The 16,875-nt window shown below is 62.8% G+C and carries 18 protein-coding genes; 6 read left to right on the top strand and 12 right to left on the bottom strand.

Features of this window, described 5'->3' with window-relative positions:
• Positions 1-83 precede the first annotated feature (83 nt).
• Positions 84-1,094 carry a fatty acid desaturase gene (locus MesoLj_RS19415; RefSeq protein ID WP_202321844.1) on the bottom strand — a complete coding sequence of 337 codons (1,011 nt, stop codon included), beginning with the start codon at positions 1,092-1,094 and terminating at the stop codon, positions 84-86.
• Between the two features lie 229 nt (positions 1,095-1,323).
• Between MesoLj_RS19415 and MesoLj_RS19410 the strand changes: the two genes are divergently transcribed.
• Positions 1,324-2,181, top strand: a complete 858-nt coding sequence (locus MesoLj_RS19410) for a helix-turn-helix domain-containing protein (RefSeq protein ID WP_202321842.1) — start codon at positions 1,324-1,326, stop codon at positions 2,179-2,181.
• 108 nt (positions 2,182-2,289) lie between these two features.
• A complete protein-coding gene (bmt, locus tag MesoLj_RS19405; protein ID WP_181179976.1) occupies positions 2,290-3,312 on the top strand; it encodes a betaine--homocysteine S-methyltransferase in 1,023 nt (340 codons plus the stop codon).
• A 15-nt stretch (positions 3,313-3,327) separates the two neighbouring features.
• Here the strand turns inward: bmt and MesoLj_RS19400 are convergent, their stop codons facing one another.
• From MesoLj_RS19400 to MesoLj_RS19385, 4 genes are all read right to left on the bottom strand, one after another.
• On the bottom strand, positions 3,328-3,597 hold the full coding sequence (locus MesoLj_RS19400; RefSeq protein WP_202321840.1) for a hypothetical protein: 270 nt from the start codon (positions 3,595-3,597) through the stop codon (positions 3,328-3,330).
• A 133-nt stretch (positions 3,598-3,730) separates the two neighbouring features.
• A complete protein-coding gene (locus tag MesoLj_RS19395; RefSeq protein ID WP_202321838.1) occupies positions 3,731-4,426 on the bottom strand; it encodes a glutamine amidotransferase-related protein in 696 nt (231 codons plus the stop codon).
• A gap of 160 nt (positions 4,427-4,586) precedes the next feature.
• A complete protein-coding gene (locus MesoLj_RS19390) occupies positions 4,587-6,704 on the bottom strand; it encodes a vWA domain-containing protein (protein ID WP_202321837.1) in 2,118 nt (705 codons plus the stop codon).
• A gap of 2 nt (positions 6,705-6,706) precedes the next feature.
• Entirely contained in the window at positions 6,707-7,267 is a 561-nt protein-coding gene (locus MesoLj_RS19385; protein WP_140772991.1) for an RNA polymerase sigma factor, read from the bottom strand.
• Between the two features lie 222 nt (positions 7,268-7,489).
• Here MesoLj_RS19385 and MesoLj_RS19380 point away from each other — a divergent pair, with 222 nt between their 5' ends.
• Positions 7,490-8,044, top strand: a complete 555-nt coding sequence (locus MesoLj_RS19380; protein ID WP_202321836.1) for a chromate transporter — start codon at positions 7,490-7,492, stop codon at positions 8,042-8,044.
• Positions 8,044-8,595: a chromate transporter gene (locus MesoLj_RS19375; protein WP_202321835.1), complete on the top strand. Its 552-nt coding sequence runs from the start codon at positions 8,044-8,046 to the stop codon at positions 8,593-8,595. Before MesoLj_RS19380 ends, MesoLj_RS19375 begins: the two co-directional genes overlap by 1 nt.
• A gap of 17 nt (positions 8,596-8,612) precedes the next feature.
• On the opposite strand, the gene MesoLj_RS19370 is transcribed toward MesoLj_RS19375, so the two are convergent.
• The 5 genes from MesoLj_RS19370 to MesoLj_RS19350 all read right to left on the bottom strand — a co-directional run bounded on the left by MesoLj_RS19370 (position 8,613) and on the right by MesoLj_RS19350 (position 13,934).
• Entirely contained in the window at positions 8,613-9,350 is a 738-nt protein-coding gene (locus tag MesoLj_RS19370; RefSeq protein ID WP_202321834.1) for a dienelactone hydrolase family protein, read from the bottom strand.
• Positions 9,351-9,494: 144 nt separating this feature from the next.
• Positions 9,495-10,802, bottom strand: coding sequence for a CynX/NimT family MFS transporter (locus tag MesoLj_RS19365; protein ID WP_202321833.1), 1,308 nt, complete (start codon positions 10,800-10,802; stop codon positions 9,495-9,497).
• Positions 10,799-11,476, bottom strand: a complete 678-nt coding sequence (locus MesoLj_RS19360) for a FadR/GntR family transcriptional regulator (RefSeq protein ID WP_202321832.1) — start codon at positions 11,474-11,476, stop codon at positions 10,799-10,801. The genes MesoLj_RS19365 and MesoLj_RS19360 overlap by 4 nt, the downstream gene beginning before the upstream one ends.
• Before the next feature lie 102 nt (positions 11,477-11,578).
• Positions 11,579-12,262, bottom strand: coding sequence for a 4Fe-4S dicluster domain-containing protein (locus MesoLj_RS19355; RefSeq protein ID WP_202321831.1), 684 nt, complete (start codon positions 12,260-12,262; stop codon positions 11,579-11,581).
• 97 nt (positions 12,263-12,359) lie between these two features.
• Positions 12,360-13,934, bottom strand: coding sequence for a trimethylamine methyltransferase family protein (locus MesoLj_RS19350; RefSeq protein ID WP_140772979.1), 1,575 nt, complete (start codon positions 13,932-13,934; stop codon positions 12,360-12,362).
• A 284-nt stretch (positions 13,935-14,218) separates the two neighbouring features.
• Between MesoLj_RS19350 and MesoLj_RS19345 the strand changes: the two genes are divergently transcribed.
• The gene (locus tag MesoLj_RS19345; protein ID WP_027046950.1) at positions 14,219-14,917 is read left to right on the top strand and encodes a corrinoid protein; all 699 of its coding nucleotides are present in this window, start codon (positions 14,219-14,221) and stop codon (positions 14,915-14,917) included.
• 85 nt (positions 14,918-15,002) lie between these two features.
• Here MesoLj_RS19345 and MesoLj_RS19340 read toward each other — a convergent pair whose 3' ends face one another.
• The gene (locus tag MesoLj_RS19340; protein ID WP_019858698.1) at positions 15,003-15,140 is read right to left on the bottom strand and encodes an entericidin A/B family lipoprotein; all 138 of its coding nucleotides are present in this window, start codon (positions 15,138-15,140) and stop codon (positions 15,003-15,005) included.
• Positions 15,141-15,194: 54 nt separating this feature from the next.
• Between MesoLj_RS19340 and MesoLj_RS19335 the strand changes: the two genes are divergently transcribed.
• Positions 15,195-15,833 (top strand): DUF1638 domain-containing protein, encoded by a 639-nt coding sequence (locus MesoLj_RS19335; RefSeq protein WP_202321830.1) that lies wholly within the window; start codon positions 15,195-15,197, stop codon positions 15,831-15,833.
• Here MesoLj_RS19335 and MesoLj_RS19330 read toward each other — a convergent pair.
• On the bottom strand, positions 15,830-16,753 hold the full coding sequence (locus MesoLj_RS19330; RefSeq protein ID WP_202321828.1) for an NAD-dependent epimerase/dehydratase family protein: 924 nt from the start codon (positions 16,751-16,753) through the stop codon (positions 15,830-15,832). The genes MesoLj_RS19335 and MesoLj_RS19330 overlap by 4 nt on opposite strands.
• Positions 16,754-16,875 lie beyond the last annotated feature (122 nt).

Below are 16,875 nucleotides of genomic sequence, written 5' to 3'. Positions count from 1 at the left end.
TCAAATCATCATGTTTGGAGAAAGGATCGCAAAAACGCGGCGTCCAATCAGAATTGGCCGACACGTATCCCGGGATGCCCGGACTATTCCTTTGGCGGCTCGGCGGGCACCGGCGCGCTGCCGAGCCCATTGATGTTGCGGGCCCGGATGCGTGGCTTGAACGCCCGGCCGTGCTCAGGCGCACGACGCAGCACCGGGTGCACGATCGGCTCCTTTGCCTTGAAGGCATAGGCTTTGATCAGCGCGAAATAGTTCGGATAGGCATAGCCATTGTTCATCCGCAGCCACTCGTCGCGGCGCTCGCGAAACAGCTTGGGCAGCTTGTACCAGGCGACTGTCGGGGTCTTGTGGTGGACGAAGTGCAGATTGTTGTTCAGGAACAGGAACGACAGCGGCGAGCGCTCGATGATCACCGTGCGGCCCTCCGGATGCTCGGACCATTGATGCTCGGCAAAGGTGCGGATCGCGATCAGCGACTGACCGAGCCAGACCGGTGCCAGAATGTAGAGCCAAAGCGGAATGTCGAAGCCGAACTGCACGATAGGCGCCACGATGGCGAGGCCAATCGCATGCAACAGCCATGCTTTGCGGATCGCCTTGTCGCCGGCCATGATCTGTTTGGCGTCGTCGATGAAGAAGCCGATGCAGGACAGCCAGGGGCCGAGGAAGAACCGTCCGGCCATGGTGTTGTTGACCTTGAGCAGGAATTTCATCGTCGGCGGCAATTCGTCGTGCTGCCACAGCGCCTGATAGTAGCTTTCCGGATCGTCCAGTGGATCGGTCAGCCGCTCGTCGGCATGGTGGCGCAAGTGCAGCGTCTTGAAGCGCCGGAACGGCCAGACAAGACCGATCGGCAGGAAGACGAAGGCTTCGTTGATCAACGCGTTGCGCGTCGGATGGCCATGCAGCACTTCGTGCATGATCGACGACTGCAGTGCCAGGACAAAGCCGAGGAGAAAGAGCGCCAAGATGGGGTAGGAAGGCCAGAGCAGGAAACCGATGGCAAGCCACGTTCCGTAACAGAAGAAAGCGAGAACCGTGGTTGGCCACTCGATGGCCGGTGCGTTGCGTCGCTTGATGCTCTTGCCTGTCATGCTATCGACCACTGCCCCTCAGTCGCCGGAACCCCCAATGGCTCCTGACAGCATAGTGTCAGGAGAAACGATTCCACTCAACGCGACAAAGTATACAAAATGTTGCGATTGCGCATTTTTGACCGCACATGTTACACATTGTAAACAACCTTAGGGATTCATTTACGCCTGAGACGGACCCCGGGCCGCTTCGGCGCAAATTTTTCCTCAAGATTCGGAGAACCGGACGATGGACAAACGCGACCTGTCAGCAATCTTCCGGGAGCGTCTGAGGCTGCTCGTGACACGATCGGATCTCAACCAGTCTGCCTTCGCTTCAGCGGTCGGCATCGACCGGTCGGCACTGTCGCAGCTGATGTCGGGCGCTTCGACGCGCCTGCCGAGGGCCGAAACGCTGCTCAACATCGCCGCTGAATTCAAGGTATCGCTCGACTGGCTGCTCGGCCTCAGTCAGGACGAAGGCGTCACCGGCGAAATCCGTGAAAGCCTGGAGATCGAGGAAGCGCCCGACGGTTTCGACCGCACGCTGCTCGCCAAATGGTTCGCCGAGGCCGCGGGCACCAAGATCCGCTACGTGCCGGCCGGCATCCCCGATCTGCTGCGGACCCGCGCGCTGGTTGACTATGAGGCCAACATCACCAACAGGAGCCGCCTGGCGCAGGCCAGCGAGACTCAATACCGCATCGAATACAACCGGCGCCCGGAAACCGACATGGAAGTCTGCATGCCGCGCCACACGCTGGAGATTTTTGCCCGCGGCCTCGGCGTCTGGGACCGTTTTCCGGAGGCCGATCGCCAGCAGCAGCTCGCCCATATGGCGACGCTGCTTGACGATCTCTACCCGACCTTCCGGCTGTTCCTCTATGACGGCCGCATGCGCTATTCGATCCCGCTCACCATCTTCGGGCCCTATCGCGCCGCCATCTATGTCGGTGACATGTATGTCGTGCTGAACGCCACCCAGCCGGTTCAGGCACTGACCCAGCACTTCGACAACCTGATCCGGGCCGCCGACGTCAACCCGCACGAGGCCGCCGCCTTCGCGCGCAATCTGGCCGGAATGACGTTCCCATCAGGCTCTGCCTGATCGACGGCCATCGCGGTAATCGAGCAGCCCGTCGCCTGCAAAATCATTGACTAGACATAAAGACTTCTTTATATCCTTATTCGAATTCGAAATATGAAAGCCAATCCGATGACGACGACCAATCCGATCGATGCCCTGCTGGCTGAAAAGGGCGTGCTGCTGGCCGATGGCGCCACGGGCACCAATTTGTTCGCCATGGGTCTGGAGGCCGGCGAGGCGCCGGAACTGCTCAACGAGACCGCGCCCGACACCATCACCAGCCTGCACCAGAATTTCGTCGATGCCGGCGCCGACATCATCCTGACCAACTCCTTCGGCGGCACCCGCCATCGGTTGAAGCTCCACCATGCGCAGGACCGCGTGCATGCGCTGAACAAGCGCGCCGCCGAGATTGCGCGGGCCGTTGCCGACAAGGCCGGCCGCAAGGTGATCGTTGCCGGCTCCGTCGGCCCGACCGGTGAATTGCTGGTGCCGCTCGGCGCCATGACCTATGACGAGGCGGTCGACGCCTTTGCCGAGCAGATCGAAGGTCTCAAGGAAGGCGGCGCCGAAGTGGCCTGGATCGAGACCATGTCGGCGCCCGACGAAATCCGCGCCGCGGCGCAAGCCGCCATCCGCGTCGGCCTGCCCTACACCTATACCGGCTCCTTCGACACAGCCGGCCGCACCATGATGGGCCTGTTGCCGAAAGACATCCATGGCGTGGCCGACGGGCTGTCGCAGGCCCCGCTCGGCGTTGGCGCCAATTGCGGTGTCGGTGCCTCCGATATCCTGGCCTCGCTGCTCGACATGACCGAGGCGAAGCCGCAGGCGACGGTGATCGTCAAGGGCAACTGCGGCATTCCCGAATTCCGCGGCACCGAGATCCATTATTCCGGCACGCCTGAATTGATGGCTGACTATGTCCGTCTCGCTGTCGATGCCGGCGCGAAAATCGTCGGCGGCTGCTGCGGCACCTCGTTCCAGCACCTTGCCGCCATGCGCAAGGCGCTCGACGCCCATACCAAAGCCAGCCGCCCGACGGTCGAAACGATCGTCGAGCGCATCGGTCCGATGCGCAACAAGGTAGCGACGGAAAACACCGCCGAGACCAGCGAAGCACGCCGCGAGCGCCGCCGCAGCCGGGCCTGAAGCAATATCTTTGGGTTAATCGCTATTGTCGGCGTAGCTTGACTGCGCCGACTTGAAATCGACCACGTTGTCGCCGCGCATCGTCATCAGAGCACCGGATGAACCCGGGTCGGTGATCTGTTCCAGCATCAAGCGGAAGCGGTCGTTGGTCAGCGCCGACATTGCGGTGTCACGCGCCTGCGCGACATCGTCGCTGATGCGTCTGGTTTCGGCTGACGGGGCTGATGAAACCGGCGAAGCGTCTCGCACCGGCGGCGGCGAGTTGGCGATAGTCCTGATCTGCAATTCCGGCTCCCTCAAGCCTGTAGACCTGTGCGGTGTAACAAGAGGGAGTTGCGATCCGGTACTGGAAATGCCGCGCAATTTAACGATCCCCGCAGATCGCCACAAACCTGCAATGTCGCTGTCGTCGGGCCAGCTAAATCAACGGCGGAAAAAGCTTCCGCAGGAACCCATTGAACCAGGCGGCTTGCGCCGCATCGTGCAGAAGCATGAGGCGATCCTGCTCCTCGCGCGTCTGTGCGCCCGGCTTGTCATAATTCGCTGTCGGGCGGTTCTGCACACGCTGAAAGCCTGTTGGCGTTACTTCCGCATGGAACTGCAGGCCGTAGACCTTGTCGCCGATGCGAAAAGCCTGATTGGGAAACAGGGCGCTCGAGGCAAGGTGCTGGGCGCCTTCCGGCAGTTCGAAGCCATGCCAGTGTGACTGCGTCACATGGATCGGCGAGGAAAGGAAATCTTCCGCTCCCTCGGTCGGATATAGGGGATAATAGCCAAACTCATGCACACCGCTCGCCGGCGGACCGACATGAGCGCCGTGAAGCCAGGCAATTTGCTGGGCGCCCTGGCAAATACCGAGCAACGGGATGCCGGCATTCATGCAGAAGTCGATAAATCGGTATTCATCCAGCAAGAACGGATGCAGTGATGTATCATAGACATTGTACATGCCGCCGTAGATGACGCCGCCTGCGACACCATCATCGGCATCCAACGTCTCTCCTGCATAGGCTCGACGCAACACAGGCTCGTAGCCGTTCCGTTGGAGATAGGCGAACACACGGTCGTCTGCGGGCTCGTCGCTGTGCCGCACAAGGACAATGCGTTTCTTCATGGCTTCGCCTTTCATCTTGCGAGCATGGGTGGCGAAAGACAGCAGCGCAACAAAAAAAGGCCGGCAAGGGAATGACCCCTCGCCGGCCTGCCTCACCCGCCCGTAGGCCGGTTTCCCGTATCAGAACGACCCCATCTGAAAGAAACCGGCCGTATCACCACTACCGGTTGCCGCCCAGCGCCGAGGCAAGGCGCACAAGCGAGAGGAACTCGGACCTGTACCCAAACGGGTCGGCTCCTCGAGCGGCGGTGGCGATCTCCATGATCTTGTCGTAACCGAACTTCGCGGTCGCATCCTCGTCGCGCAGCTTCTGGCCAAAAGCCGCGACCGCGACGGAGAAACGCTGGTCGGTGCTGGCCTGGTCGAAGGACGCCAGCTCGTTGGCCGACGTCACCGGCGTGGTGATCAGCTTCGAGACGTCCTCGTTGGGCAGCTTGTAGCGGATCTTGACGAAGGCATATTCATCCGCGTTGGCGACACCGCCATTGTTGACCGTGGCCTGGCCATAGCGCAGCGGGTCGATCTGCTCGCCGCCGCTGCCCTTCGGCGTGATCTCGTAGATCGCGGTGACCGAATGGCCCGAGCCGATATCGCCGGCATCGACGCGGTCGTTGTTGAAATCCTCGCGGTTCAGCGCCCGGGTCTCATAGCCGATCAGGCGGTATTCGGAGACCTTGTTCGGGTTGAACTCGACCTGGATCTTCACGTCCTTGGCGATGGGGAAAAGCGTCGAGGAGGCATCCTCGACCAGCACCTTTTCCGCCTCGGCCAGGGTATCGATATAGGCGGCGGTGCCATTACCATTCTGGGCGATGGTCTGCATCATCTGGTCGTTCAGATTGTCGTGGCCAAAGCCGAACACCGACAGGAAGACACCGCTCTTGCGCTCCTGCTCGATCAGGCGCTTGAGATCATCATCGTCGCTCTGGCCGACATTGAAGTCGCCATCGGTGGCCAGCATCACCCGGTTGACGCCGTCCTTGACGAAGGATTGCTGGGCAAGCTTGTAGGCCTCCTTGATGCCGGCCTCGCCGGCGGTCGAGCCACCCGGCTGCAGATTATCGATGGCATTGAGGATCTTGTCCTTCTCGGCAGCCTTGGTCGGCATCAGCACGGTGCCGGCCTCGCCGGCATAGGTGACGATGGAGATCATGTCGTCGGCCTTCAGCTTGCTGACCAGCAGCCGGAATGCCGACTTGAGCAGCGGCAGCTTGTCGGGTTCGTCCATCGAACCCGACACATCGATCAGGAACACCAGATTGGCCTTCGGCTGCTCGGTCGGCTTGATGTCGAAGCCCTTGATGGCGACATGCATCAGCTTGGTGTGCCCGTTCCACGGCGTCGGCATGACGCTGACGGTCGAGTTGAACGGCGTCGACGCCGAGTCCGGCCCCTTCCAGTCATAGGGGAAGTAGTTGATCATCTCCTCGACACGCACCGTGTCGGCCTGCGGCACGGAGCCTTCCTTCAGCGAACGGCGCACGAAGGAATAGGAAGCGGTGTCGACATCGATCGAGAAGGTCGAGACCGGGTCTTCCAGTGCGGCATGCACCGGATTGGTCTTGAAATCCTGGACGCGATTGCGGTTCTCCTCCTGCGGCGCGATCTGATCGGCTGGCGCCATGGCCGGCTGCGGCGCCATCAGCTTGGACTCGGCCGCGGGCATGCGGGCGACCCGCGATGTGCTGGGCGCGCTTACAGTTCCGTTCAATGCGAACTCACCCGTCGGCACCGGCGGTGCCGGCTCGGCCACCACCCCGCGCTCCGCGGCAGTCTGCTGAGCTGAGCCACCGGCCAGGGCGGATTCGGGCTTCGGCGGAGCGGTCGGCGCGACAAGCGCATCGGCAGCGTCGCGGCTTTCCACATCGGCATCGGCCTTCTTGTCCTTCGCCAGTTCGGCCGGAGCCTGCTTCGGCTCTGCCGCGATCGGCTTCACGGTCGCCGGCTTGTTAGCCAGCGTCTCGGTGATCTTTTCGTCGCCGCCGAATTTAGGCGGCTGTTCCCTCAGCAGGTGGAAAGTGGCGTATCCGGCGATCGGCAGGGCGACGAGCCCGGCAAGGGCCGGCGTGGCGATGAGTTTCTTTTGCATGATCTCGCTCCAGAGCTTCTGTGCTCGCTCTGTGAGACGAAGACCGCCGACCGATCCTTGGGTGACGGCAGAAATATTTTCCTGATCATAGGCGCGCATGGCGGCCTCGAAGGCGCGCGCCTTCGCGCTCTCGCCCGGCGCCGGTGCTGCGATATCGCGCAGTCTCTTGAGTTCGTTGTCGTCGACCATGGTCACACTTCCCCGGCCGAGCGCATCAGCGTCTTCAGCCGTTTCTTCGCTTCATGGATGTGCCAGGAAACCGTCGTCTCCGAGATCGCCATCGCCTCGGCGGCGGCCGCGTGGCTCAGGCCCTCGCCATAGACAAGCAGCACCGCATCCCGCTGCTTGTCCGGAAGCTGCCGCACCGCTGCCCACAGCGCCTCGGCCGGATCCTCGCTCTCGGCCGGGGCCTCGCCCGAAATCAGCGCATGGACGCCATAAGCCTCGGTCTTGACCGTCTCGCGGGCGGTCTTGCGCATCATGTCGCGCGCCGCGTTCATCGTCATGGTGTAGAGCCATGTCGTGAAGGCGCCGCCACCGCGATAGTCGCGGATAGCCTTGCCGAGCCGGACGCAGACTTCCTGGGCGATGTCTTCGGCATCCGCCTTCTTGCCGCACCAGCGATAGGCGGCGCGATAGACGAAGTCGTAGTGGCGCTCCAGCAATTTGCCGAAGGCCCCCCTGTCTCCGCCCTTCGCCCGCCCGATCAGTTCGGCGTCGGAGGCTTCGCTCTCATCCAGCATCATCGCCATCATTTGCCTGTTGGACGAAGGCTAATGGCTGATCCTTGGGGTGATGCAAAGATTTTTTTCCGCCCAGCGCTTTAGCGCTCAATCACCCGCCGGGACGGCTTCACATCCGGCGCAAGAAAGAGTGACCCGCTGGCATCAAGCATGGTGCTGGCAATTCCATATGGACTCGGGTCTCTGGTTCTTTTGTCCAGCAAGTAGATGGCCACGGTCAGAACGTCGAACATGTCCGAACCGGAAACACCGTCCACCCCCAGCTGCTCGCAGCTGTTCTGGATTTTCACACGCATCGCCTTGACCAGTTTCGGCGGTGGATTGAGCGGCTGGCTGCTGCGGGAATTTGTTCAGAGCCGCAAGTGGATGACACAGGAGGAATTTCTCAACGGCCTGTCGATTTCCCAGGCGCTCCCGGGTGTGAACGTCAAGAACATGGCTGTCTGGATCGGCTACAGGCTGCTTGGCTGGCGTGGTGCCGTTATTGGCTTTGTCGGCATTATCGTCCCGCCCGCGATCGTCATAGTCCTGCTGGGAACGGTATTCTCTTCACTGTCGCGCTATGCGCTGACACATGTTGCGCTAACCGGAGCCGCGGCAGCGGCCGTCGGCCTGTCGCTCTCGATGGGCATCACGGCCGCGCGAGCGGTGCCTCGAAACGTTGTTCCCATGACGATCATGGCCGGCACATTCATTGCCGTCGCACTTCTGCACTGGCCGCTTTTCTGGGTCGTTCTCGCGGCTGGGACAGTGAGCGTCGCCTACACCTATGCCAGGGCAGGTTGATGAGCGAGACCCCACAGACATCGTTGTTGCTGAGCTTGCTGGCAGTCTTTGCTCCGCTCTCCCTCGTCACCATCGGCGGCGGGCAGAGCGCCATCGCCGATATCAACCGTCAGGTCGTCGACGTCCATCAGTGGCTGAGCCAGGCACAATTCGTCGACGCCTTCGCCATCTCGCGCATGGCCCCGGGGCCGGGATCGCTGCTGGTTACGCTGATCGGCTGGCAAGTCGCGGGTTTTTGGGGCGCCGTCGTTTCAACGCTGGCAATTTTCGGCCCAACCACCTTTCTGATCTATGCGGTCGCTCATCTGTGGTCCCGCAACGGCGGCGCGCGCTGGAAGCGAGCGCTGGAGACAGGGCTCCGGCCAGTCGCCGCCGGAATGATCCTCGCGGCGACCTACGTGTTGCTGCAGGCGATAGATGGCGGCTGGGTCGCCCGCGCCATCGCATTGGCATCAACCGCCGCGCTTCTCCTGACCAAGGTCAATCCGCTGCTTTTGATCGGCGCAGGCGTGGCTATTTTCATCGGACTTCATGCGATCGGCCTGGTTTAGGCGATCCGCCCGACGGCTCAGATCAGTGTTTCGGCAAACAGCGTAATCAGCCTTTGCCAGTGCCGCTCGGCGCCGGCTTCGTTGTAGACGCCGTGATCCGGCACGCACCAGCCATGCGCCATGCCGACATAGTTCTCGATCGTGTGGTCGACCTCCGCGTTCCGCAGTGCCTCCTCCAGCCGGGTCGACTGTTCCGGCGGGAAACTCCTGTCGACGCCGGCCATGCCGACATAGACGCGTGCCTTGATCGACGCGGCCTTGCGGTGCGGGCTGTCGGCGGCGTCGCTGGCGAGATTGCCGCCATGGAAACTGGCGGCGGCCTTGATCTTTTCTGGATAGGACGCGGCAGCGTTCAGCGCCCGCGCACCACCCATGCAATAGCCGACCGTGCCGATAGGCCCGGTGACGCCTTCGCCGGCGAGCGCATCGAGAAAGGCCGCGCTGTCGCTGATCGTCATCTCCTGTGTCGTGCCGGTGACCAGCGCCATCAGCGCCGCCTTGGTCCTTTCCTCGACGAAGGCTGTCTTGGCATCGAACGGCCCGTAAGGCGCGTTGCGGTGGAAGAGATCGGGCACCAGCACCGCATAGCCCTCACCCGCCAGTCGCTCGGCCATGCCGTCAAGCGCCGGTCGTGGACCGAACGCATCCTGGTAGACAATGACGCCGGCCCTGGCTGGAGAGTTCCCGGCCGAGCGGAACAGGCCCGCCTTCGCCACACCGTCACGGGTCTTGATCTGAAGGTCCTGCTTCGTCATTGCCTGCTCCGTTGATCAGATCAGCGATACATATCCGCGCAAACCGCCACGGCAAGGCGTTCCCTGAGCCCCTTGGTCAACATTTCGTGCAGGATCGCGTGACGCGTTGGCGGGTTCCTTAGGCCGCGTCGAGGAAGGCTTGTATCAGCCTTCCCCCTCGATGCGCATGGTCGTGGCGCCGACATGCAGCGCACGTCCGGCGCCGAACCCCATGATGGCGGCACCCAGTCCAAGCGCGACGAACAGGAAGGCGGATTCCGAGAAACTGCCGGTCCAGCCGCGGATCAGGCCGACCAACAGCGGTCCCGTTGCCGCAAGCACATAGCCCACGCCTTGCGCCATGCCCGAAAGATGCGCGGCGACATGCGAATCCGGCGAACGCAGAACGATTAGGGTCATGGCGGCAGCGATCAGGCCACCTTGCCCGATGCCTTGCAGGATTGCCCAGAAAAGCACGGTCGAAGTCGGCGCAAAGAGAATGCCGAGCAGCGCGACCACCGCTATGCCAACAAGCACCACGTTGATGCCGCGCTGGTCCTTGAGCCGTACCGCGATGGAAGGCACGGCAAGGCAGGTGATGACCTGCGCCATGACAGACACCGAAGCGATGGCGCCGGCGGTGGCCGCGTCGAAGCCGCGCTCGCGCAGGATCGGCGCCAGCCATCCGAAGATGCAATAGGCAAGCGCCGACTGCAGTCCCATGAACAGTGTCACCTGCCAGGCCAGGCGATCGCGCCACAGGCCGACGACGCGAAAGCCGCGATGGCTGACCTGTCGCCGGCTGCCCAGAGCCTGCGGGATCCAGATCAGCAGCACGACCAATGTCGGCACGGCCCATGCGGCGAGCGCGCCCGACCATGAGCCCGTGACAAAATGCTCGATCGGCAGGGTGAGGCCGGCGGCAGCGGCTGAACCGGCGCACAGGGCCATCGTGTAGAGCCCGGTCATGAGGGCGGCACTGCCGGCAAAATCGCGCTTGACCAGCCCCGGCAAAAGCACGTTGCCGATGGCGATGGCGCCGCCGGCAAGGAAGGTGGCGACAAACAGCAGCGGCACCGAGCCGAACCAGCGCAGCCCGGTTCCCAGCGCCAGCAGCGCAAGCGCGCCAAGCAAGGTGCGTTCAGCCCCGTAGCGCTGGGCAAGCCTGGGAGCAAAGGGGGCGAACAGACCGAGGCACAAGACCGGCAGCGTGGTCAGCAGGCTGGCGCCGGTCGTCGAAAGACCGGTCGCCTGCATCACCTCGGGCAGCAGCACCGACAGGCTGGAAAATAGCGGCCGCAGGTTGAAGGCGATCAGCACAAGGCTTGCGCCAAGCACGATGCGCGCGGCACGGCTGCGCAGTTCGGGTGGCTGCGGCTTCGGCAAGCTATCGGCTTCGGCATCGATGAGATCCAGCCCCTCGACGGCCTTGGATTGCACCGTCGGAGCGGGCTGACGAAACGTCTGGTTCATTGGGAAAGCAGTCTTTCAAGTTGGACAAGCACCGGCGCCATGAAAGCACGGACGGCGGAAACCGCACGGTCGGGGTCACCCGCGGCTATGGCGTCGACGATCGCCGCGTGCGCCTGCTGGTCCGGCTCGGGCAGTTCGCCGTCGATGGTGGCGTGGATGGTTTCGGTGATGGCCGCGGTGAAGAAGTCGTAGAGCTCCATCATCGCCTTGTTGCCGGACGCCGCGACGACCGACTTGTGGAAGGCGAGATCGCGCCGGATGAAGGCGTCGCTCCCGCCATTGGCGGCGGAGCCGCGCTCGGCAAGCAGCAGGCGCATCCGGACGAGATCGGCGGGTGTGCGGCGCAAGGCGGCAAGCCGCGCGGCCTCCAGGTCCAGCGCCGCCCGCGCCTCCCATTGGTCGCGCAAGCCGGTTCGCTTGACGCGGTCGAGCGCGGCCGATGAATCGACGGTCGAACGCACATAGGTGCCAGAGCCCTGGCGCGTATCCAGCAATCCTTGCGAGACCAGCACCCTCACCGCCTCGCGCACCGTGCCGCGGCTAACCGAGAGAAGGTCGCTGAGAGCCGCCTCATTGGGAATGCGCTCGCCCACGCCCCAGCGGCCGCCGACGATTTCGGCGCGCAGACTCCCGGTTGCGCTGTCGGTAAGATTCGTTCGGATGGCAGGTTGCATCGGCCTATTCATCAAGTCATCAGATGACTTGATGAATAGGCTTGCTTTTGCCTGCCGTCAAGGTTCACATCAGCAAGTCCAAGCGCCACGCAATGGCGACGATCAGCTCCCGGCCCGTGCGAAGCTCGCCATATGGAAGGCCTGAACTTCCGGCGGATAACGATAGGCGGTGCCATAGGGACAGGCATTGCGGTCGAGGCAGCCGCCGCTCCGGCACGGTTCGCCATTCCCGCCACGCACATGCGCCAGGCAGGCCTGGTAGGCGAAGCCTTCCCTGGAATAGGCATCGACCGGACAGGATTTCAGGCAAGGTTTCTCGATACAGCTGTCGCAAAGGTGGACTGCATCAGCCCGCTCCGGAAGCGCGATCTCGTCTTCGAACAGCAACGCGCCGCGATAGGCATGCCAGAGCCCGTATTGCGGATTCATGAGAATACCGAGCGGCGACGGTTTTAGCCCCTCCGCACGCATCGCCCATTGCTGGAACGGCAGATAGGGCTTGTCCGAGGGCGAAACGGCGCGGGCGCCAAATTTTTCCGCGATCGCGCCGATTATTTCGCGTGACCATGCGTCGAGCGGATTGGCGATTGCCTGGGGTTGTTGCTCTCGCCAGCGCAGGAAATGCCGCCAGGGTGCGGCACCCGCCTGCCCCACCAGCAGAATGGACCTTGCCGGTGCACCCGAAGCGCCATGAGGGGCATCGCTATCGGAAAAAGCAAAGCCGCCACGCAGGACGAGGCCGTTGGCGTCAAGCGCGGCCGTGATCCCTTCGATCATGCCGCGCACGAAGTCATCCCTTCTTGTCCGGATCGGAGAAGGCGCTCCGCCAGACTTCCTTGTGGATGATGTTGGCGACTTTAGCCCCGCCTGACTCGGGCTCCTTTCAGGTGAAGGCGTCGGGCATCGACCCCTTCTTCCTGGCGATGAAGTCCTTCAGGGCTTCGTCGATGCTCGGGTCGAGATGCGGCGCCTCGTAGCTCTCCAGCCAGCGGCGGGCAAGATCGTTGGCGCGCTGCGGCGCGGTCTTCTCGCCTTCGGCCAGCCACTGCTCATAGGAATTGTTGTCGGCGATGTTGGAGCGGTAGAAGGCGGTCTGGAAATTGGCCTGGGTATGGTCGCAGCCGAGATAATGGCTGCCCGGCCCGACCTGGCGGATGGCATCCATCGCCTGGCCGTTCTCCGACAGATCGACGCCCTCGGCGAACTTCTGCTGCATGCCGAGCTGGTCGACGTCCATCATGAATTTTTCGTAGCAGGACGCCAGCCCGCCCTCGAGCCAGCCGGCCGAGTGAAGGACAAAGTTGGTGCCGGCAAGGATGGTCGAGTTCAGCGTGTTGGCGCTTTCATAGGCGGCCTGCGCATCCGGAACCTTGGACGCGCAGAGCGAACCGCCGGTGCGGAACGGCAGGCCGAGACGGCGTGCGAGCTGCGCCGCGCCGTAGGAGACCAGCGACGGCTCCGGCGTGCCGAAGGTCGGAGCGCCCGACTGCATCGAGATCGACGAGGCGAAGGTGCCGAACAACACCGGCGCGCCCGGCCGGATCAGCTGGGTGAACGATGCGCCGGCCAGCACTTCGGCCAGGACCTGCGTCAGCGTGCCGGCGACCGTCACCGGGCTCATCGCGCCGGCAAGGATGAACGGCGTGACGATGCAGGCCTGGTTGTGCCGCGAATAGACCTTCAGCGCGCCGAGCATCGTCTCGTCGAACACCATCGGCGAGTTGGCGTTGATCAGGCTGGTCAGCACCGTGTTGTTCTCGACGAAGTCGTCGCCGAAGACGAGCTTGGCCATGGCGACGGTGTCCTCGGCGCGCTCCGGCGCGGTCACCGAACCCATGAACGGCTTGTCCGAGTACTTTATGTGCGAATAGATCATGTCGAGGTGGCGCTTGTTGACCGGCACGTCGACCGGCTCGCACACCGTGCCGCCCGAATGATGGATCGACGGTGCCATATAGGCGAGCTTCACGAAATTCCGGAAATCCTCGATCGTCGCATAGCGCCTGACACCATCGAGGTCGCGCACGAAGGGCGGACCGTAGACCGGTGCGAACACCGTGGCATTGCCGCCGATCTGCACCGAGCGTTCTGAATTGCGAGCATGCTGTGTATAGACGGACGGCGCGGTCTTCAGCAGCGAACGGCAAAGCCCCTTCGGGAAATGCACGCGCTCGCCCTTGACGTCGGCGCCGGCCTCTTTCCACAGCTGCAGCGCTTCGGCGTCGTCGCGGAAGATGATGCCGATTTCCTCGAGCACCGTGTCGGTGTTCTTCTCGATCAGCGCCAGCCCTTCCTCGTCGAGCACCTCATAGACGTTGATCTTGCGCTTGATATAGGTGAGCTGGGTGCCGGGCCCGCCGCCGGAGCGCGCCGCGCGCCTAGCCGCGGCTCCGCCGCTCGCGCCGCGCCCACGCCGCGCGTTTGACGCTTCCTGGTCGACTGCCGCGTGTTCGCTCATGATCGCTCTTCCCTGGCTGGGCCCTAATATGGGCCGGTCCGTAACCGTTGCGGCCGCATGGCGCGGCTTTCGCCGGATCGTAGCCATGCACCCTATTCGAAACGGCCCGTCCGCGCCAACGCCTGTCGCAAAATCGACAAGAAAACCAATAGATTTTCCAGTCGCTTTCCTTTTGCGGGAAGTCGCAAATCAGCTATGGATACCCGCCCGTTGCGGGTTAGGTATGAACGCCAATATTTTGTGCCTTGCGACACAGTCGCGATGCCGTGAGGAGCTGGATTAAAATGTCCGACGACGAGATCATCCTTTCTGAACTTTCCGACGACGAGTTGGTGCAGCAGATGCACGACGACCTCTATGACGGGTTGAAGGAAGAGATCGAGGAAGGCACGCGCATCCTGCTGGAGCGCGGCTGGGTGCCCTACAAGGTGCTGACCGAGGCGCTTGTCGAAGGCATGCGCATCGTCGGCGAGGATTTCCGCGACGGCATCCTGTTCGTTCCCGAAGTGCTGCTGTCCGCCAACGCGATGAAGGCCGGCATGTTCATCCTGCGCCCGCTGCTTGCCGCCACCGGCGCGCCGAAGCAGGGCAAGATGGTGATCGGCACCGTCAAGGGCGACATCCACGACATCGGCAAGAACCTGGTCGGCATGATGATGGAGGGCGCCGGCTTCGACGTCATCGATCTCGGCATCAACAACGCGGTCGAGAAATATCTCGATGCGATCGAGCAGCATCAGCCCGACATCATCGGGATGTCGGCGCTTTTGACCACGACCATGCCCTACATGAAGGTCGTCATCGACACGATGAAGGAAAAGGGCATCCGCGACGACTATGTCGTGCTGGTTGGCGGCGCCCCGCTCAACGAGGAATTCGGCAAGGCCGTCGGCGCCGACGCTTATTGCCGCGATGCCGCGGTGGCGGTCGAGACCGCCAAGGACTTCATGAAGCGCAAGCATAACGTGCGCGCTTCCGCCTGATCCAAGGCATCAGGATGGACAGACAGAAAAAGCCGCGCCTTGCAGCGCGGCTTTTTTGTTCCCAGATGATGGATGAGGCCGCCGATCAGTTGGCGACAGTGTCTTTGACAGCCCTTGCCGTCGATTTGACATCCTTGCCGACGCCCCGAATGGTGTTGGCGCAGGCTGTAAGGGCCAAGGCACAGGCAAGAATGGCAATTGGCGCGATGCGCAGCAGTTTCATGGACGGTGTCTCCCTCGACAGATAGATTAGCCCCGCAGCGAAAGCCGGCTCGACTTGGTCAAGACGCAAAAAACGAAACCGAATCAGACAGACAGGCTGCTCGTCATCGCCTGCGGGATGATTGCGCGCGAGGTATTGGCCGTCAAGGAACAGCTCGGGCTGGATCACCTTGACCTGACCTGCCTGCCGGCCGAGTTTCACTTCTATCCCGACCGCATCGCGCCCGCCATGGACAAGGCGATCGGGAAGGCCAAGGCGGAGGGCTACGAGCACATCTTCGTCGGCTATGCCGATTGCGGCACCGGTGGCCTGCTCGACCGCGTCATCGAGAAACATGGCGTCGAGCGCATGGCTGGCCCGCATTGCTTCGCCTTCTATCAAGGCATGGAAGCCTACGCCAAGGTTGCCGACGACGACATGATGTCCTTCTACATGACGGATTTCCTGTGCCGCCAGTTCGATGCCTTCTTCATGAAGCCGCTCGGCCTCGACAAGCATCCGGAGCTGATCAAGGACTATTTCGGCAACTACGAGAAGCTGATCTATCTCGCCCAGACCGACGATCCCGAACTCGACAAGGTCGCGGAAAAGGCCGCCGTCCTGCTCGGCCTCGCCTATGAGCGGCGCGCGACCGGCTATGGCGACCTGACCGCGGGGATGGCGCAAGCGGCAAAAACGGGTGAATTGATCTAGCCCGGCCCGTTCTCCGCGCTTAGCGCCGCCAGCACATCGGCAAAGCTCGTCCTGCAGACAAAACCCAGCCTGTCCCTCGCCCGCGACGCGTCATAGACCCGGTCGATGGAGGAAAACATCGTCCAGCCCTTGCGCGCGTAGAGCGCCGCGAAGTCCGCGAAATAGCGCCCGACAACCGACGGCGCATCCCTGATCAGCGCATCGCAGTCGTCAGGCTGGAACGGCGTCGGCGCACAGATGATGAACGTGTCGAAGCCAAGCAGTGGCGCCTTCTCCAGCGCGGCGACATGAGCCTCGGCCGCATCTTCCACCGTCAGCCGCCGGAACAGCAATTCGTTCGCCTTGGTGTTGGCATCCGATTGTTCGATCGCATGCGCCATGTCATCGGCTTCGGGAAAGAAGCGGGCCGTGCGCAGGACGACCACCGGCAGGCCGTGCTGAAGATGATAGAGGCGGCAGAGATGTTCGGCCGAGAGCTTGGTCACGCCATAGATGTTGCGCGGCTCGGGCGACATCGCCTCCGTCAGCCAGGCGGCCTTGCGGGCACCGCCCTTGAACCCGTGGCGTATCGCTTGCGAGATCATCAGCGAGGTTGTCGAGGTGAAGACGAAGCGTTCGACGCCGGTCGCCACCGCCGCGTCGAGCAGGTTCAGCGTGCCCTGCACATTGGTGGCGACGAAATCACTGTTGGCGCGGCTCTCTATATTGGGCTTGTGTAGCGCGCCGCTGTGGATGACGGCTTCGATGCCATTATCCCCGACCGCCCGCATAACCAGGTCACGATCGGCGATCGAGCCGATCATCTGCGTTTCAACAGATGGAACAGGGTCGAGGCCAATCACCTCGTGGCCAAGCGCGCGCAAGCGCGGCGCCAGCGCGCTGCCCAGCCAACCCGACGATCCCGTGAGCAAGATTCGCATGCGCCCCACCATGATTTTTGACGGTGACGCTGTTAAGCACGGATGACAGGCGCGAGCGACCCGGTAAAGTCAGCCATCAGCCGGCAGAAGCGCCGCTCCGGACATTAACTGCCATTTTCGAC

Source organism: Mesorhizobium sp. 113-3-9 (assembly GCF_016756515.1).
Classification (GTDB): Bacteria; Pseudomonadota; Alphaproteobacteria; order Rhizobiales; family Rhizobiaceae; genus Mesorhizobium.
The sequence above is the reverse complement of the archived record's forward strand: the minus strand, read 5'-3'. Positions and strand labels throughout refer to the sequence as shown.

What these genes read in the sequence shown, in the direction of transcription:
- MesoLj_RS19415 (WP_202321844.1), bottom strand. Translation starts at nt 1,094, where the DNA reads ATGACAGGCAAGAGCATCAAGCGACGCAACGCACCGGCCATCGAGTGG.
- MesoLj_RS19410 (WP_202321842.1), top strand. Translation starts at nt 1,324, where the DNA reads ATGGACAAACGCGACCTGTCAGCAATCTTCCGGGAGCGTCTGAGGCTG.
- bmt (WP_181179976.1), top strand. Translation starts at nt 2,290, where the DNA reads ATGACGACGACCAATCCGATCGATGCCCTGCTGGCTGAAAAGGGCGTG.
- MesoLj_RS19395 (WP_202321838.1), bottom strand. Translation starts at nt 4,426, where the DNA reads ATGAAGAAACGCATTGTCCTTGTGCGGCACAGCGACGAGCCCGCAGAC.
- MesoLj_RS19390 (WP_202321837.1), bottom strand. Translation starts at nt 6,704, where the DNA reads ATGGTCGACGACAACGAACTCAAGAGACTGCGCGATATCGCAGCACCG.
- MesoLj_RS19385 (WP_140772991.1), bottom strand. Translation starts at nt 7,267, where the DNA reads ATGGCGATGATGCTGGATGAGAGCGAAGCCTCCGACGCCGAACTGATC.
- MesoLj_RS19380 (WP_202321836.1), top strand. Translation starts at nt 7,490, where the DNA reads ATGTCCGAACCGGAAACACCGTCCACCCCCAGCTGCTCGCAGCTGTTC.
- MesoLj_RS19375 (WP_202321835.1), top strand. Translation starts at nt 8,044, where the DNA reads ATGAGCGAGACCCCACAGACATCGTTGTTGCTGAGCTTGCTGGCAGTC.
- MesoLj_RS19370 (WP_202321834.1), bottom strand. Translation starts at nt 9,350, where the DNA reads ATGACGAAGCAGGACCTTCAGATCAAGACCCGTGACGGTGTGGCGAAG.
- MesoLj_RS19365 (WP_202321833.1), bottom strand. Translation starts at nt 10,802, where the DNA reads ATGAACCAGACGTTTCGTCAGCCCGCTCCGACGGTGCAATCCAAGGCC.
- MesoLj_RS19360 (WP_202321832.1), bottom strand. Translation starts at nt 11,476, where the DNA reads ATGCAACCTGCCATCCGAACGAATCTTACCGACAGCGCAACCGGGAGT.
- MesoLj_RS19350 (WP_140772979.1), bottom strand. Translation starts at nt 13,934, where the DNA reads ATGAGCGAACACGCGGCAGTCGACCAGGAAGCGTCAAACGCGCGGCGT.
- MesoLj_RS19345 (WP_027046950.1), top strand. Translation starts at nt 14,219, where the DNA reads ATGTCCGACGACGAGATCATCCTTTCTGAACTTTCCGACGACGAGTTG.
- MesoLj_RS19340 (WP_019858698.1), bottom strand. Translation starts at nt 15,140, where the DNA reads ATGAAACTGCTGCGCATCGCGCCAATTGCCATTCTTGCCTGTGCCTTG.
- MesoLj_RS19330 (WP_202321828.1), bottom strand. Translation starts at nt 16,753, where the DNA reads ATGCGAATCTTGCTCACGGGATCGTCGGGTTGGCTGGGCAGCGCGCTG.